The 16,085-nt window shown below is 57.6% G+C and carries 14 protein-coding genes and 1 tRNA gene; 10 read left to right on the top strand and 5 right to left on the bottom strand.

Annotated elements, in window-relative coordinates:
• The first annotated feature begins 17 nt into the window (after window positions 1-17).
• From pdxH to AC2FIO_RS03355, 4 genes are all read left to right on the top strand, one after another.
• Complete coding sequence (pdxH, locus tag AC2FIO_RS03370; protein ID WP_058278031.1) at window positions 18-623, top strand: pyridoxamine 5'-phosphate oxidase; 606 nt, start codon at window positions 18-20, stop codon at window positions 621-623.
• Between the two features lie 142 nt (window positions 624-765).
• Entirely contained in the window at window positions 766-1,272 is a 507-nt protein-coding gene (locus AC2FIO_RS03365; RefSeq protein WP_369934646.1) for a cold-shock protein, read from the top strand.
• Window positions 1,273-1,279: 7 nt separating this feature from the next.
• Window positions 1,280-1,747, top strand: coding sequence for a DUF192 domain-containing protein (locus AC2FIO_RS03360; protein ID WP_472723842.1), 468 nt, complete (start codon window positions 1,280-1,282; stop codon window positions 1,745-1,747).
• 43 nt (window positions 1,748-1,790) lie between these two features.
• Window positions 1,791-1,867 (top strand) — tRNA-Pro (locus tag AC2FIO_RS03355).
• Window positions 1,868-1,877: 10 nt separating this feature from the next.
• On the opposite strand, the gene AC2FIO_RS03350 is transcribed toward AC2FIO_RS03355, so the two are convergent.
• A complete protein-coding gene (locus AC2FIO_RS03350) occupies window positions 1,878-2,312 on the bottom strand; it encodes a hypothetical protein (RefSeq protein ID WP_109311824.1) in 435 nt (144 codons plus the stop codon).
• Between the two features lie 535 nt (window positions 2,313-2,847).
• Between AC2FIO_RS03350 and AC2FIO_RS03345 the strand changes: the two genes are divergently transcribed.
• Both AC2FIO_RS03345 and AC2FIO_RS03340 read left to right on the top strand, forming a co-directional pair.
• Entirely contained in the window at window positions 2,848-6,468 is a 3,621-nt protein-coding gene (locus AC2FIO_RS03345) for a vitamin B12-dependent ribonucleotide reductase (protein WP_496695597.1), read from the top strand.
• 544 nt (window positions 6,469-7,012) lie between these two features.
• Window positions 7,013-7,258: an EF-hand domain-containing protein gene (locus AC2FIO_RS03340; protein ID WP_108859061.1), complete on the top strand. Its 246-nt coding sequence runs from the start codon at window positions 7,013-7,015 to the stop codon at window positions 7,256-7,258.
• 54 nt (window positions 7,259-7,312) lie between these two features.
• Here AC2FIO_RS03340 and AC2FIO_RS03335 read toward each other — a convergent pair whose 3' ends face one another.
• The gene (locus AC2FIO_RS03335) at window positions 7,313-8,857 is read right to left on the bottom strand and encodes a trimethylamine methyltransferase family protein (RefSeq protein WP_058278025.1); all 1,545 of its coding nucleotides are present in this window, start codon (window positions 8,855-8,857) and stop codon (window positions 7,313-7,315) included.
• A 417-nt stretch (window positions 8,858-9,274) separates the two neighbouring features.
• On the opposite strand from AC2FIO_RS03335, the gene AC2FIO_RS03330 reads away from it, so the two are divergent.
• Window positions 9,275-9,793: an outer membrane protein gene (locus AC2FIO_RS03330; RefSeq protein WP_282168242.1), complete on the top strand. Its 519-nt coding sequence runs from the start codon at window positions 9,275-9,277 to the stop codon at window positions 9,791-9,793.
• 6 nt (window positions 9,794-9,799) lie between these two features.
• Here the strand turns inward: AC2FIO_RS03330 and AC2FIO_RS03325 are convergent, their stop codons facing one another.
• Together AC2FIO_RS03325 and AC2FIO_RS03320 are read right to left on the bottom strand one after the other, a co-directional pair.
• Complete coding sequence (locus AC2FIO_RS03325; RefSeq protein ID WP_282168243.1) at window positions 9,800-10,987, bottom strand: pyridoxal phosphate-dependent aminotransferase; 1,188 nt, start codon at window positions 10,985-10,987, stop codon at window positions 9,800-9,802.
• Between the two features lie 58 nt (window positions 10,988-11,045).
• Window positions 11,046-11,390: an MmcQ/YjbR family DNA-binding protein gene (locus AC2FIO_RS03320; protein WP_472723838.1), complete on the bottom strand. Its 345-nt coding sequence runs from the start codon at window positions 11,388-11,390 to the stop codon at window positions 11,046-11,048.
• Between the two features lie 215 nt (window positions 11,391-11,605).
• On the opposite strand from AC2FIO_RS03320, the gene cysS reads away from it, so the two are divergent.
• From cysS to AC2FIO_RS03305, 3 genes are read left to right on the top strand one after another with little or no spacing between them, the layout of a single operon-like run.
• Window positions 11,606-13,003: a cysteine--tRNA ligase gene (gene cysS, locus AC2FIO_RS03315; protein WP_496695593.1), complete on the top strand. Its 1,398-nt coding sequence runs from the start codon at window positions 11,606-11,608 to the stop codon at window positions 13,001-13,003.
• Window positions 13,003-14,637: a citramalate synthase gene (cimA, locus tag AC2FIO_RS03310; RefSeq protein ID WP_496695592.1), complete on the top strand. Its 1,635-nt coding sequence runs from the start codon at window positions 13,003-13,005 to the stop codon at window positions 14,635-14,637. The genes cysS and cimA overlap by 1 nt, the downstream gene beginning before the upstream one ends.
• A complete protein-coding gene (locus AC2FIO_RS03305) occupies window positions 14,634-15,416 on the top strand; it encodes a squalene/phytoene synthase family protein (RefSeq protein ID WP_282151281.1) in 783 nt (260 codons plus the stop codon). The genes cimA and AC2FIO_RS03305 overlap by 4 nt, the downstream gene beginning before the upstream one ends.
• Here the strand turns inward: AC2FIO_RS03305 and AC2FIO_RS03300 are convergent, their stop codons facing one another.
• The gene (locus AC2FIO_RS03300; RefSeq protein WP_496695589.1) at window positions 15,417-16,007 is read right to left on the bottom strand and encodes a YceI family protein; all 591 of its coding nucleotides are present in this window, start codon (window positions 16,005-16,007) and stop codon (window positions 15,417-15,419) included.
• Window positions 16,008-16,085 lie beyond the last annotated feature (78 nt).

The following is a 16,085-nucleotide window of genomic DNA, read 5'->3' as shown; positions in this document are numbered from 1 at the left end:
GTTTCCAGGGGATGGGAATGAGCGAACGTAGCGGCATATTTGCCGGCACCGATCCGTTTGAAATAGCGGGGCGGTGGCTGGCTGAGGCCAAAGAGAATGAACCGAACGATCCGGACGCTATTGCTTTGGCGACCGTCGATTCGGACGGTATGCCGAATGTGCGAATGGTTCTTCTGAAAGAGATCGAACCGGCAGCTTTTGTGTTCTACACCAACTACGAAAGTGCCAAGGCGGCCGAGTTGGACGGCGCTGGAAAAGCTGCTTTTGTGATGCATTGGAAATCTCTGCGGCGGCAAATCCGAGTTCGTGGTACAGTAACCAGAGAAAGCGGGCCGCAGGCGGATGAGTATTATGCGTCCCGCTCGCTAAAAAGCCGATTGGGGGCCTGGGCGTCCAAGCAGTCTCAGCCTCTCAGCAGTCGCTCGGTTCTGATGGCCGAGGTGGCCAAGGTGACGGCCAAGTTGGGCCCGAACCCGCCACGCCCGCCGTTTTGGGGCGGCTATCGGCTGGTGCCAACCGAAATCGAATTCTGGGCCGATGGGGCCTTTCGGTTGCACGACAGGTTCCGATGGCAGCGGGATCAAGTGGGTTCCGACTGGCAGATACAGAGGTTAAATCCATGACGTTCGCGTATCGTGAAATGCAAGAAGCCGAAAACAAAAGGTTTTTTCAGCTTGAATTTGCGAGCCATTCCCATACACATCGGACCCTTAACGAAATGACAATTTTCGCGATGGGAACGCCGTGCCAGAAGATCTGAACAACATGTACCGCGTCCGTGGACACGTGAAATGGTTTGACCCTGCAAAGGGCTTCGGATTTGTTGTGTCTGATGAGGGCGGTCCGGATATTTTGTTGCACGTCAATGTGTTGCGCAACTTCGGCCAAAGTTCGGTCGCAGATGGTGCGGGCATAGAAATCATGACCCATCGCACGGACCGTGGTGTTCAGGCGGTCGAGGTCATCAGTGTCGATCCGCCCGCGCGGACGGACACGATGATGCTGGCTGATTTTGCCGAGCTTGATCCGGTTGAGATCGCCGCTGCCCCGCTAGAAGCCGCGCGAGTCAAATGGTTCGACAAAGGCAAAGGCTTTGGGTTCGCCAATGTTTTTGGCCGTGGTGAAGATGTGTTCCTGCATATCGAAGTTCTGCGCCGCTCTGGTCTGTCGGATCTGCAGCCGGGCGAGGCCCTCGCGATGCGTGTCATCAGTGGCAAGCGTGGACGTATGGCGGCTCAGGTACTGGCCTGGGAAGCTGCTTTGGACGACTGAGTGTTTCATGCCTAAGTTTTTTTCGGGTCTTTTAGCGGTTTTATTGCTTTGGTCCGGGATGACCTGGGCTGCGTGTAAGCCTGATCAGATCGACATCAAGAACGACTCGGCGCAGATCCGTTTCAATATCGAATTGGCGATTAGTCCGCAGGATCGGTCGCGTGGATTGATGTTCCGCGAGTCGCTGCCAAACCGTTCGGGCATGCTGTTCGTTTTTGACCCGCCGCAGCCCGTTGTGTTCTGGATGAAGAACACGCTGATTCCCCTGGACATCATTTTCCTCGATCGGGCCGGTACGGTAACGCATGTCCACCAAGGTGCGATTCCCGGTGATCTGACGCCAATCGAGGGTGGCGATTCCGTCTTTGCGGTTCTCGAAATCAACGCCGGACTGGCCGCGCGCTACTCGATTAAGCCCGGAACCGTCATGCGGCACGAAATTTTTTCGCAAGGTCCTGCAATTTGGTCCTGTTAGGGCTTTTCAAATCAGATTGGCATGGTTAGGAAGGCGCACGGTTCGGGGCGTGGCGCAGTCTGGTAGCGCACCTGTTTTGGGTACAGGGGGTCGTAGGTTCGAATCCTGCCGCCCCGACCACTTCTTTCACTTATGTTGGTGATCCACCCAACGCTTGGTAAAGCGCGCCAAGCGCCTTATCCAGCGTTTCGCTTTCCACTGGTACTTTGACCGACGGGCCGCTTTTGCGTGGGACGTTGAAATACAGCTCGGCATCGACACGGTAGCCCGAGTTGTTCTTGGTCGTTGTCAGCCGCATCACGCTTTTGGGCAGATCCTGAGGGTAACCGTCATAGTTGAGAATCAGAAAAGCGGTCATGTCCGGAGGTAGAAGCTCGGTGCATTCGAAAACCCGATTCCCGGTACTTTCAAAGCGTTCACCCGGGCCGTCGCAGCTTATCTCGAACGTGTCGAACAGCCTTTTGGGGAAATCATCGAACTGGGCGCTGCGTGCCGGAGGGCGCACATCTTGTGGTGTGCAGGCCACGATCAGGGCCAGAATCGGAAGTAAACGTAACAACGACATCTGTCCGCTCCCCTTTGTGTGATCGCGCCTGGCTGTTTACCCAGCGCCGCGGATCAAAATGACCGCTTCGTGATTCTCATCCAACTTAGACATCTTAGCGTTAGATTATCAAATTCCGATAACTGTGCCGGGAAACACAGTTAATTAACCTGCGGGTTTTTGAAATCGCTGCGTGTACCCGGTGGATGAACCTGTGGAGGAATCAGAACAGGGTGTCCGGATGCAAGTTGTCAGAAATGGGTCAACACAAAAGATATCAAAAATGACTTAAAAATGGCGTTGACGATCTATGGGTCGATACGCCAAGTTGTATGGGCCGGAAGGGTTGCCACAAAATCTGGTATCAAAACTAGAATAGGGCACAGGGCGAGGGTCGGAAAGCACATCATAGTAACGTGCAACCGTTTGATCGGTTTTGCGCTGCAGAATGCAGCGGCTGGTCTATTGCGCCCAATTTTATACGGCATGGCGATCGGTCCGCGTCTTGAGGACCTGACGCTGAAAGACAAGTTGATTGAATCTAGGGCGTGCGGACATGAAGATTGACAGGAAATTTACGAAACCGGGGCAGGACGCTTATGCGGAACTGGACTTTGTCTCAGCGACGTCTGAGATCCGAAACCCCGATGGCACCATCGTTTTTCGCCTAGACAACATCGAAGTGCCCACGCGTTGGAGCCAGGTTGCCAGCGACGTCATCGCGCAGAAGTATTTCCGTAAGGCGGGCGTGCCGACTAAGCTGAAGAAAGTAAAAGAGAAAGACGTCCCCGAATTTCTGTGGCGCTCGGTCCCGGCCGATGACGCGGAGTTCGATGGTGAGACGTCTTCAAAGCAGGTTTTTGACCGCCTGGCGGGCGCCTGGGCCTATTGGGGCTGGAAGGGAGGTTACTTCTCGACGGAAGAGGATGCGCGCGCCTACTTTGATGAAATGCGCTATATGCTGGCGACCCAGCGCGCCGCGCCGAACAGCCCACAGTGGTTCAACACCGGTCTGCACTGGGCATATGGAATCGACGGTCCCGCGCAAGGTCACCACTACGTCGACTACAAGACCGGCAAGCTGACCAAATCGAAATCCGCGTATGAACATCCGCAGCCGCACGCGTGCTTCATCCAGTCTGTCGACGATGATCTAGTGAACGAAGGCGGCATCATGGATCTGTGGGTGCGCGAGGCGCGCCTGTTCAAATACGGCTCGGGTACCGGGACTAACTTTAGCCATCTGCGCGCAGAAGGCGAGGCGCTGTCGGGTGGCGGCAAGTCTTCAGGCCTTATGGGCTTTCTCAAGATCGGCGACCGCGCCGCTGGCGCGATCAAATCAGGCGGAACAACCCGTCGAGCAGCAAAGATGGTAATCGTCGATGCTGATCACCCTGACATCGAGAAATTCATCGAGTGGAAGGTGATCGAAGAGCAGAAGGTGGCCTCGATCGTAGCCGGATCGAAGATGCACGAGAAGATGCTGAACGGCATTTTCGAGGCCATCCGCACATGGGACGGCGCGCAAGACGACGCGTATGATCCCAAGAAGAATGACGCCCTGAAGGACGCGGTTCGCGAAGCCAAAAAGGTCGCGATCCCAGAAACTTACATCAAGCGCGTTCTGGACTATGCCAAGCAGGGTCACGACAGCATTGAGTTCCCGACTTACGATACGGACTGGGATTCGGAAGCCTATAGCTCAGTCTCGGGTCAGAACTCGAACAACTCGATCCGCGTGACCAATGCATTTCTGACCGCAGTTGAGAAAGATGCCGATTGGGAACTGATCAACCGCACCGATGGCAAAGTTGCCAAGACAGTCAAGGCACGCGACCTTTGGGAAAAAGTCGGCCACGCCGCATGGGCCTGTGCCGATCCCGGCATTCAGTTCCACGACACCGTCAATGAATGGCACACATGCCCCAAAGATGGTGAGATTCGCGGTTCGAACCCGTGCTCGGAATACATGTTCCTTGATGACACGGCTTGTAACCTGGCGTCGATGAACCTGCTGACCTTCCTCAAGGATGGTGAGTTCCAGGCGGAAGACTACATGCACGCCTCGCGCCTGTGGACCCTGACGCTGGAAATCTCAGTCACGATGGCGCAGTTCCCATCCAAAGAAATCGCGCAACTGTCCTATGATTTCCGCACCTTGGGTCTGGGCTATGCCAACATCGGCGGTCTGCTGATGAACATGGGTTACAGCTACGACTCGGATGAGGGTCGGGCGATCTGTGGCGCGCTGACCGCGATCATGACCGGCGTGGCCTATGCCACCTCGGCCGAGATTGCCGGAGAGCTTGGACCCTTCAAGGGCTATGAGCGCAACGCAGACAACATGCTGCGCGTCATCCGTAACCACCGCCGTGCCTCGCAAGGTGTGACCGATGGGTATGAGAAACTGGCCGTGAAGCCGGTGCCTCTGGACCATGGCAACTGCCCAGACAAGCGTCTGGTCGATCTGGCGATGTCGGCTTGGGACGAGGCGCTGAGCCTTGGCGAAAAGAACGGCTATCGTAACGCGCAAGCCACGGTGATCGCGCCCACCGGCACCATTGGTCTGGTGATGGATTGTGACACGACCGGGATCGAGCCCGACTTTGCTCTGGTGAAGTTCAAAAAGCTCGCGGGTGGCGGTTACTTCAAGATCATCAACCGCTCGGTGCCGTCGGCGCTGGAAAAGCAGGGCTATTCCTCGTCTCAGATTGAAGAGATCGTGGGCTATGCGGTTGGTCACGGCACCATCGGCAACGCGCCGGGGATCAACCACACCTCGCTGACCGGTCACGGGTTTGGCCCAAATGAGCTGGCCAAGGTGGATGCCGCGCTGGAAAGCGCCTTTGATATCCGGTTCGTTTTCAACCAGTGGACACTGGGCGAGGATTTCTGCACCGGCGTTCTGGGCATCCCGGCGACCAAGCTAAATGATCCGACCTTCGATCTGCTGCGCCATCTGGGCTTTACCAAGGCGGATATCGACGCAGCCAATGACCATGTCTGCGGAACCATGACGCTGGAAGGCGCGCCGCACTTGAAGGAAGAGCATTATTCGATCTTTGACTGCGCCAACCCGTGCGGCAAGAAAGGTAAGCGTTTCCTTGGGGTTGATAGCCACATCACCATGATGGCCGCGGCCCAAAGCTTCATCTCGGGTGCGATCAGCAAAACGATCAACATGCCGAATGACGCGACCATCGAGGATTGCCAGAAAGCCTATGAACTCAGCTGGTCGCTCGGTGTGAAGGCCAATGCGCTATACCGTGACGGCTCGAAACTGTCGCAGCCTCTGGCAGCAGCGCTGGTCGAGGATGACGACGAGGCGGCAGAGGTGCTGGAGAGCGGTACTGCCCATGAAAAAGCCGTCGTTCTCGCCGAAAAGGTCATTGAGAAGGTTGTCGTCAAGGAAATCATCCGCAGCCATCGTGAGAAACTGCCGCATCGCCGCAAGGGCTATACCCAGAAAGCGATCGTGGGCGGCCACAAGGTCTATCTGCGGACGGGTGAGTTCGAAGACGGCAAGCTTGGCGAAATCTTCATCGACATGCATAAGGAGGGCGCTGGCTTCCGGGCGATGATGAACAACTTTGCCATCGCAGTGTCGGTTGGCCTGCAATACGGCGTGCCGCTGGAAGAGTTCGTCGACGCCTTTACCTTCACCAAGTTTGAACCGGCGGGAATGGTGCAGGGCAACGACTCGATCAAGAACGCGACCTCGATCCTGGATTACATCTTCCGCGAATTGGCGGTGTCCTATCTGGACCGTACCGATCTTGCCCATGTGAAACCCGAAGGTGCCACATTTGATGATCTGGGTCGAGGCGAAGAAGATGGTCTGTCCAACGTATCCGAAATCAGTGACAGCGCCGCGTCCAAGTCCTTGGAAGTGTTAAAACAAATCAGCTCGACCGGTTATCTGCGCAAACGTCTGCCGCAGGATCTGGTGGTGTTCAACGGCGGCCAACCGGAAGTGAACGGCATGGCAGAACCGGCTGCGCAATTCGAAGCTCCGGTTGCGGAAACTGCCGTTGCCACGGGCATGGACGCACGGACCAAGGCCAAGATGCAGGGGTACGAGGGCGATCCTTGCGGCGAATGCGGAAATTACACGCTGGTGCGCAATGGCACCTGCATGAAGTGCAACACCTGCGGAGCGACCAGCGGGTGTAGCTAAGGAAAACGCCCCGTCAGGCGGGGTGTAGGGATCAGGGTTTCCCCTCGGATGTCCGATCCCGACGAACACGGAACAAGGCGTTGAGACTTACCAAATACGCCTTGGTCCACTCGGTCGACATGCCCGTGTCGACCGGGAACAGGGTGGGGCGGAATATTTGCTCTTTCCCACTCTCTCACGGGACGGGTGCGCTCGTTCCATGCGACGTCCAGGCCGCAGGCAAACAAAACACCGGGCGGTCAACGAATGGAGCCTGGATGGCGAAACTGACAGGGGGCTTCGGCCCCCTTTCTTTTTGCCCCCCGAGTCGGTGATTTAGGCAGGGCCTTGCCGGAACGGCACAGGCGCATCGGGCAAGAACCGCCGAAACGAGGATTGTACGTTTCGCCCAGCGGTTGATTGCAGACGCGACTCGGACAAACACGCGGAGAATGGCGCGAAACAGCGCGTGTTGCCGGGTTGGGGTGACGACGTTCATCGGTTTGGTGTCTGTGGTGCCTGTCCGGACGAAAACACACACAAAATCCACTTAGGAGGCATCACAATGAAACCGCAAAACCTGGCAATCATTTCCGCATTCGTATTGGGCCTGCCGGCGATGGCTGCTGCGCAGTCCTCGGCGGACACCAACGGCGATGGAGTTCTGACCATAGAAGAAGTTCAGGCCGTTCTGCCCGAGGTTGACGCCGATGGTTTCTCGGCGATGGACGCCAACGGCGACGGGTCGCTGGACGCAGATGAAATTGCCATCGCGCAGGAAGCAGGGTTGCTACCGCCCAGCAACGGTTAATCCCGCGAAGGCATCGGCGGCCCGTACCCCCACGGGCCGCCATATTTCAATGGGTTACGCCGGCAAATAAATGTTAAACCTGCCGCGCAGTTCGGCATCCAAAAGCGGATCGAATCTGGCCGGAGACGGCGTCGAGAGAATCTCTTCTTTCCGCTTCACCGCCTTTTCGATCAAATCGGGCTTGCCAATTTCAACCCATTCCTTCGGAGACGACCGGTCGCCAAAAGTCGGGTAGACATAGTCCGCCTGCATGCGGCTCAGCGTTGCATCGGTTCCCAGATAGTGACCGGGTCCTCCGATACAGACTTCGGCCATCTGATCCAGTGCCAGCGTTTCGTCCGTCACTTCGATGCCGCGAACACAGCGTTGCGCTTGCCCGATTAAATCATCGCTGAGGATCAGGCTTTCATGGCAGAATCCCAGCAGCGAGGCATGCATGCCTGCGGACTCATACACCATGTTCAAACCCGAAAGCCCGGCCATGACGTTCGAGCACATCTGCTCCCACCCGGCTTGCATGTCGGGCAGTTTCGCATCCGATGCACCGGCGGCCGCGCCGCCCGGCAGGTCGTAGAAGTGGTGCATTTGGGCGCAGCCCGCTGTCAGGAGTGCTTGTTCGCCAGACCCGATGGACATCGCACCTGTACGCAGATCAAGGCCAAAAGGCCAAGTGCCAAAAATCGCGGGAGCGCCTGGACTTACGGCGTTTACATAAACCAACCCGGCCAGGCATTCGGCGGTGGCCTGCGCAATAGCACCAGCGATTGTCGAAGGCGCGGTGGCGCCGGCCATTCCGGCCGATAGCAGCAGAACGGGCATGCCCGCTTTGATGCATTCCTCCATGACTTCGCAGCTTTCGGTTGCGAATTTCATCGGCGGAACAACAAAGCAGTTCGAGTTCGACATAAAGGGCCGTTCACGCCACTTATCCTCGCCACCAGCGATCATGTGCAGCATCTCGATCGCGGGGGCAACATGGCTGGGTTCGGTGAAGGACGTGCCGATATGTTTGAACGTTCCTGACGTGGTGGCGTAGACCGTGTTCAAATCCATCTCGAGGTTGTCGGCGATGTCGCGGCACACCATCGGGCGCTGAACAAAGTGAATGTTTTCAAGTTGTTCACAGATTCGGGACGCGTCGTGCAGGTCTTGAAGTGTCGAATCCCGGTATTCCTGCCCGTGAACATCAACCATGCTGACAGCCGCGCCGGCAGTACCAAAGTGGACGCGGTTGCCCGACAGTTCCAGATCGGAGTTGCCATCTCTTGAATGCAATGTGACCGAGCGATTGGCCTTGGCGATTGTGTCTTCGACCAAGGCGCGGGGGAAGCGGATACGCCCGTCGTCACCCAAGATACAGCCAGCGCCGACAAGATAGTCGATCCCGCTCTGTGGGGCGTCCGCCAGACCAATGGTTTCCAGCGCGGTCAGCGCGGCTTGGTGGATACGCTCGATCTGCGCCGGGGTTAGCACCTTCAGCATGCCGCCCTCCATGCCGGGGCGGATCGGGCGCAGATGTTCGGGCAGCGCTGTGGCACGGGCCGCACGGCGCGCGGCACGACCGCCGCTGCGCGATGAATTTCGGGTTTGTTCGTTCATAATTTAAGGTCCGGTCGAAAAAGTACGTTCAGGGTGAGTGTACTCAGACCACAACCGGCCGCCCACGCGCGGCACGCCCGCGATCCGCACCAATGGTACGGCTGATCAGGCGAATCTTCCAAACGTCACTTTGCATGCGGGTCCTCAATTGGTGATGCGAACTCTCTCAATACGAGGGCGCACAATCTGTCCTGTTTGCGACCTGAGGGGCCAAAAACGAAGCGTTGTGCCTTGTCGGCATCACGTTCTTGCCGTGGGGTAAAGTTTTTTCCCGAATGTGGGAAAATCTGTTAGGCTTCTATCACTTATTTAAGAGTGGTCCGTGATCTCAATGGATTTTTAACGATTGCAGACCAAGTTTTATGTGATGAAGCCCATCGTTTGGTGGGCGCGCTGCAAGGAATTTTGGAGAGGTTGATGAAAGCCCTGATGGCCCTCATGACCACCTGCCTGACAATCGGCATTGCACCGGTATATGCAGAGGATTGGACGGGGGCGTATGCGGGCTTCAGCTTTGGCTATGCGGATGTAGGTGGCCCAAATAACTCTGGCGGAAACGACACGACTTTTGGCCCGCTTGTCGGTTATGACCATGACTTCGGGAATTTCGTTCTTGGCGGTGAGCTGGAATACAATCGACTTTCTCTGGATCTGGGGCAGGGTGAAGGCAGCGTGGACAGTCTGACCCGCCTTAAGTTGCGCGGTGGTTATGATTTCGGACCGGCCTTGGGCTATGTCGTCGTGGGCGCGGCCCGATTGGATGCGTCACCGGAAAATGACACCGCTGCAGTGTACGGCATCGGAATTGCCTATCCCATCGGCGACAGTTTCGTCATCAGCGGTGAGGCTTTGCGTCAGGATTTTAACGACGTCACACGAAGTCAGGGCGATATTGACGCCAACGTGTTCAACTTGCGTACAACCTTCCGGTTTTAAATCCGTCTATTCCGCCGCGTGACTTTCCGCCAGGGCGGCGGCGAAATCGCAAATCGTTCTGAGTGCTGCAGCAAAGCGGTCGTCGTCAATTGTCATAGCAACGCGCACGTGACCTGCCGCCGCTTCGCCAAAACTTTCACCCGGCATGACAGCAATTGCGTAAGTGTCCAGCAGCGCGTTGGCAAAGTCCTCGCCGCTCATCCCGGTGGCCCGAATGTCCAGCATCAGGTACATCGCACCCTGCGCGGGCACCAGGCCGACGATGTTTTGTTGAGCCATAATCTCGACCGCCAACGCGCGACGACGCCGGAACGGAGCGGCGATTTCCTCTTCAAGATCATGACCCGCGCTCAAGGCAAAACTGGCGGCGTCCTGAATGAACCCGGGCACGCCGTAAGTTGTGTGCGTTGCCAGATTGATGAGATGGGCGATCACCTCCTCGGGGGCGACCACCCAACCGCATCGGGACCCGGTCATCGCGTGTGACTTGGACATCGAACCAACGACCAAAGTACGCTCGGCCATTCCGGGCAGGGTACGTGGTGAGATATGCTCACCTTCCCAGACCTGCGTGTCATAAACCTCATCCGAGATCAGCCACAGGTCGCGGTCACGGCAAACACCTGCGATACTGTTCAGCGTCTCGCGGGAATATACGACGCCAGTGGGGTTGTTCGGGCTGTTGATCAACAGCGAAACCGCACCATCTGCCGCCGCATCGATCTGCTGCGCGCGCGGCTGGAATGCATCCTCGGCGGTGGTCTGGATGGCGCGGGCTGTCGCACCGGCGCCCCGGATCGTGCCGGGGTAAGTCGCGTAGTAGGGATCGAGATACAGACCGACATCACCGGGATCGCACACCGCCACGTGGGCAGCGAACAGGGCAGATTGGCCGCCCGGGGTGATCAGCACGTTGTTGCGCGAGGTCTTCTGACCAGTGCGGGCCTGAATGCGCGCCGCAACGGTATCGCGCAGCAAATCCGACCCGGGCACCACAGCGTAGCCAGTGTTTCCCTGACGTGCCGATAGATCCATGGCATCCAGAATGGTCGGGTGCGTGCGAATGTCATGCTCACCAATGGTGAGTTCAGTAATGACGTGCCCTTCGCTGATCATCCGGCGCGCGCGGTAAAATACATCCCACCCATCACTGCCACCTCCGGTCAGATGAGTGATACGCTGCGACAGTTTCATGGCACGCTCCGATCTTGTCTTCAGCGCAGAATGGGCCAGAGGCATTGGAAAATGTCAATCAGCTTCGTGGGGGCAGAGTGGACTGTACTTTTTTCGTCAGGGAAGATCGCACCAGATCGTAAGATGTGGCCAGCCGATGACGCATCTCATCCTCGTCACAGTCAAACGGCAGGCGGATCCAGCTGCGATGAAAATAGGGGGCTTTGGTACCGACGCCTGCTTCGATCAGCATCTGAGCTGTCTCGATATCAGGCGTTTTGACGGACACGCCATCGTTGGCAGTGCCGATGCAGGCAAACATCTTACCGCCAACCTTCCAGGCATCATGGCCTCCGCCCCAAGGGTCGGAAAGGTCAGCGCCTGGAAACGTGCGGCAGATTGAATTGACGAATTCTCGGCTCATGGTTGAAAGGGTGCGCCACCTTGAGATTGAACTCAAGTCTTGGCTGAACGCGTTGTCCATGCTAGGGGAAGGACATGAACCGTATGACCTGCATCATTATCTGCTGCATTACCTGCTGATTTATCAAGCGGGCCGGTTTCTTTCGTTTTCATCCCTGAGACAAGTTGCTAAGCCCGCGCCAAGCGCAAGCATATGCTGTCTTTAGGAGCCGACCGATGACGACGATCAAACTGCACAACACACGGACACGGACGAAAGAGGATTTCGTTCCGATCAGTGCCGATAACGTGCGGATGTATGTCTGCGGACCCACGGTTTATGATCGCGCCCATCTGGGCAACGCGCGGCCCGTAGTGGTTTTCGACGTGCTCTATCGGTTGCTGCGCCATGTCTACGGCGCGGATCACGTGACCTATGTACGCAATTTCACCGACGTGGATGACAAGATCAACGCGACCGCGCTGGCACGCCAGAAAGCGGGCGCTGAGGGCACGCTGGAGCAGTTGGTGCAGGAGCGGTCAGATGAAACCATCGGCTGGTATCTGCACGACATGGGCGCGTTGGGCGCGCTTGAGCCCGACGAGATGCCGCGTGCGACTCAGTACATCGCGCAAATGGTTGCGATGATTGAGGATTTGATCGCGAAGGGTCACGCCTACGCGGCCGAAGGGCACGTTCTGTTCGCGGTTGACAGCTGGAAGGAGCACTACGGCGCTTTGTCTGGTCGGTCCGTGGATGACATGATCGCCGGTGCCCGGGTTGAGGTTGCGCCTTACAAGCGGAACCCGATGGATTTCGTGCTGTGGAAGCCCTCGACCGATGAGTTGCCGGGGTGGGACTCGCCTTGGGGTCGCGGTCGTCCGGGGTGGCACATCGAATGCTCGGCCATGAGCTATGAGCTGCTGGGCGAGAGCTTTGATATTCACGGTGGCGGAAACGACCTGATGTTCCCGCACCATGAAAACGAGATCGCCCAGAGCAAATGCGCCCATCCGCACGGTGAGTTCGCGCGGTACTGGTTGCACAATGAGATGTTGCAGGTTGAAGGCAAGAAGATGTCCAAATCACTGGGCAACTTTTTCACGGTGCATGATCTTCTTGAGCAGGGCGTGCCGGGCGAGGTGATCCGGTTTGTCTTCCTGCAGACGCATTATCGCAAGCCGATGGACTGGACTGAGAAAAAGGCCCGTGAGGCTGAGGCGACGCTGCGCAAGTGGCGGGCGCAGACAGCGGGCATCGAGCCCGCCGCCAGCGCTGCACCCGCAGTCGTTGCTGCGCTAAGCGATGACTTGAACACGGCGGGTGCTTTGGCGGAGTTGCACCGTTTGGCGGCGGATGGTGATGCGGCCTCGTTGCTGGCGGGTGCTCAGCTACTTGGTCTGTTGTCGCAAGAAATGGGTGCTTGGGCTGATACGGCTTCGGTGGATCTTTCATCTCATGCAGACAGATTGTCTGATGCGCGGGCGAGTGCAATGCAGAGCAAAGACTTCTCGGAAGTCGATCGCCTAAAGGCAGCTTACCTGGCCGCTGGTCTGGAAGTACGAATGAGCAAGGATGGGGTCGAACTGGTTCCGGGCACAGGGTTCGATGCGGCCAAGCTGGAGGGCGTATGATGACCAAAGAACGCCTCTACCTCTACGACACCACCCTGCGCGACGGGCAGCAGACACAGGGTGTGCAGTTCTCGACCGCTGAGAAGGTGCAGATCGCGCAGGCTCTGGACGAGTTGGGCGTAGACTATATCGAGGGCGGCTGGCCGGGGGCGAACCCGACGGACAGCGCGTTTTTCGATGCGGCTCCCAAGACGTCAGCTTGCTTGACGGCCTTTGGGATGACTAAGCGATCGGGCCGGTCGGCAGAGAATGACGATGTTCTAGCGGCGGTGATGAACGCGGGTACGCGGGCGGTCTGTCTGGTGGGTAAGTCGCACGATTACCACGTGAACCATGCGCTTGGCATCTCGCTTGAGGAGAATGTCGAGAACGTCCGTGCCTCTGTTGCACATATCGTAGCGCAGGGGCGCGAGGCGCTGTTTGATGCCGAGCATTTCTTTGATGGCTACAAGGACAATCCAACCTATGCGCTTGAGGTTTGTCGGGCCGCGATGGATGCCGGTGCGCGCTGGGTTGTTTTGTGTGACACCAATGGGGGGGCTTTGCCTGCGGAAGTGTCTCGGATTGTGTCCGAGATGGTCGCGGCGGGCCTGCCGGGGGACCGGCTGGGTATCCATACCCACAACGATACGGAAAACGCGGTGGCCTGTTCTTTGGCGGCTGTCGATGCGGGCGCGCGGCAGGTTCAGGGAACCTTGAACGGATTGGGAGAGCGTTGCGGAAATGCGAACCTGACCTCATTGATCCCGACGCTGCTTCTGAAAGAACCTTATGCATCGAACTTTGACATCGGCGTCAGTGTCGAGGCGCTGGCGGGTCTGACCCGCGTCAGCCGCATGCTGGACGAGATCCTGAACCGGGTGCCCAGCAAACAATCGGCCTATGTCGGGGCGTCCGCATTTGCGCACAAGGCTGGGCTGCATGCCAGCGCGATCCTTAAGGACCCAACGACCTATGAACATGTGGATCCGGCGTCGGTTGGGAACACACGGATCATTCCGATGTCGAACCAGGCGGGGCAGTCGAACCTGCGCCAGCGCTTGATCGAGGCCGGTTTGTCGGTCGAACCCGGTGACCCGGCCTTGGGCCGCATCCTCGAACGGATCAAGCTGCGCGAGGCAGAAGGTTATTCCTACGACACCGCGCAGGCCAGCTTTGAGCTTCTGGCGCGGGACGAACTGGGTCAACTGCCTGAATTCTTTGAGGTAAAGCGGTACAAGGTCACCGTTGAGCGGCGCAAGAATAAGTACAACAAGATGGTCAGCTTGTCCGAAGCCGTTGTCGTGGTGAAGGTCGACGGCGAAAAGAAGCTGTCGGTCAGCGAGTCTCTGGATGGGTCCGGCGGTGACCGGGGTCCGGTGAACGCGCTGGCCAAGGCGCTGGCCAAGGATTTGGGGCAGTATTCGAGGATTCTGGACGATATGCACCTGGTCGACTTCAAGGTACGTATCACGCAGGGCGGCACCGAGGCTGTAACCCGCGTTATCATCGACAGTGAAGATGGGCAGGGTCTCCGGTGGTCCACCGTTGGCGTCAGCGCGAACATAGTCGATGCCTCGTTCGAGGCGTTGCTGGATGCGATCCAATGGAAACTGGTGCGTGATTGCGGCCCACAGTCGGCAGTCGCCGAGTGAGTGCTCCATTTGACGATGACGTCAAGGCCTGTGCCGCGCTGTTGCATCGGGTGGATCCCGACCGGTTCATGGCGGCCATGGCGGCCTCGGTTTCCGCACGTGCGGTGTTGTTTCCGATCTATGCGCTGAACATCGAAGTCGCCCGGGCACCCTGGGTCACGCAAGAACCGATGATTGCCGAGATGCGCCTGCAATGGTGGCGTGATGCGTTGCAAGAAATTGCCGAAGGTCCGACTGTTCGCCGGCATGAGATCGTTACGCCGCTGTCGCGTGTCTTGTCCCCTCATCTTGCGTCGATGATGGATGAATATGTGGCCGTAAGGCGTTGGGATATCTATCGCGACCCGTTCGAGGACGAAGATCATTTCGACGCGTACATAAACCACAGCGCGGGCACGCTCACGGTGGTAGCGGCACAAGCGCTGGGGTCGGCGGATGAGGAAGTCATGCGGGACTTTGGCTATGCCGTTGGGGTCGCGAATTGGTTGCGCGCCATCCCGGACCTTGAAGCGCGCGGGCGAATTCCGCTGCTGGATGGCACGCCTGCGGGTGTTCAGCGTCTGGCCGAAAAAGCGTACGGGCGGTTGAAACGGGCCCGTACTCAGCGGCGCTCGGTTTCGGTAAAAGCCGCCGCTGCGCTGCATGCCGGTTGGCAAACCGAATTGGTTCTGAAGCAGGCCATAGCGCGCCCGGACAGGGTCGCTGCCGGTACACTCGGTCCGGGTGAAATCCGCCGCCGCCTGTCATTGATGGTGCAGGCGGCGACGGGGCGCTGGTAATTACTCCCAGCCGCCGGCGCGCATTTCGGCCGAGATTTTCAGTTGCACCAAGTCCGACGTTCCCGGGGCAAACATCCCGACGCCATACTCGCTGCGCAAAAGTTGGCCAGCGGCTTCGACAGCAACCCAGTCACCTTTGTAATAATCGAAAAATCCGGCCAGAGGGTGTTCGCCCATGAAGGTCAGGTCGATCTCAAGCGTTGCGGGCTTGGTCTGATCCTTGATTGTCAAATCTCCAATCATTTGCAGGGTGCTTGCACCGGTTTGCACCGCCGAGGTCGAGATGAATTTGATGTTTGGGTAAGCTTCGACATCGAAGAAGTCACCGCTTTTGAGGTGATCGTTGAGCGGCCCCCAACCGGTTTCGACACTTGAGGCGTCGATTGTGATATCCGCGCTGGTTGCGGTGACATTTTCGGGATCAAACTCGACGGTGCCGGATACGGCGGTCCATTCGCCGGATTGTTCGGTCAGTCCCGCGTGGTTGTAGTAGAAACGGATTTCGGTGTGACTTTGATCAAAGTGATAGGTTTCGGCAAGGACTGGTGTGGCCAGTGCCAAGACGAGGGCAGATGCGGTAAACAGCTTCATGACATTTCTCTGATTTGCAGGGTTGATGATTAACATGTAAATGCATCTAAAATTATGAGCAAAGAAAAACCACAATCC

Source organism: Ruegeria sp. CDSB086, from assembly GCF_059611065.1.
This window is presented reverse-complemented; position numbering and strand designations above follow the sequence as displayed.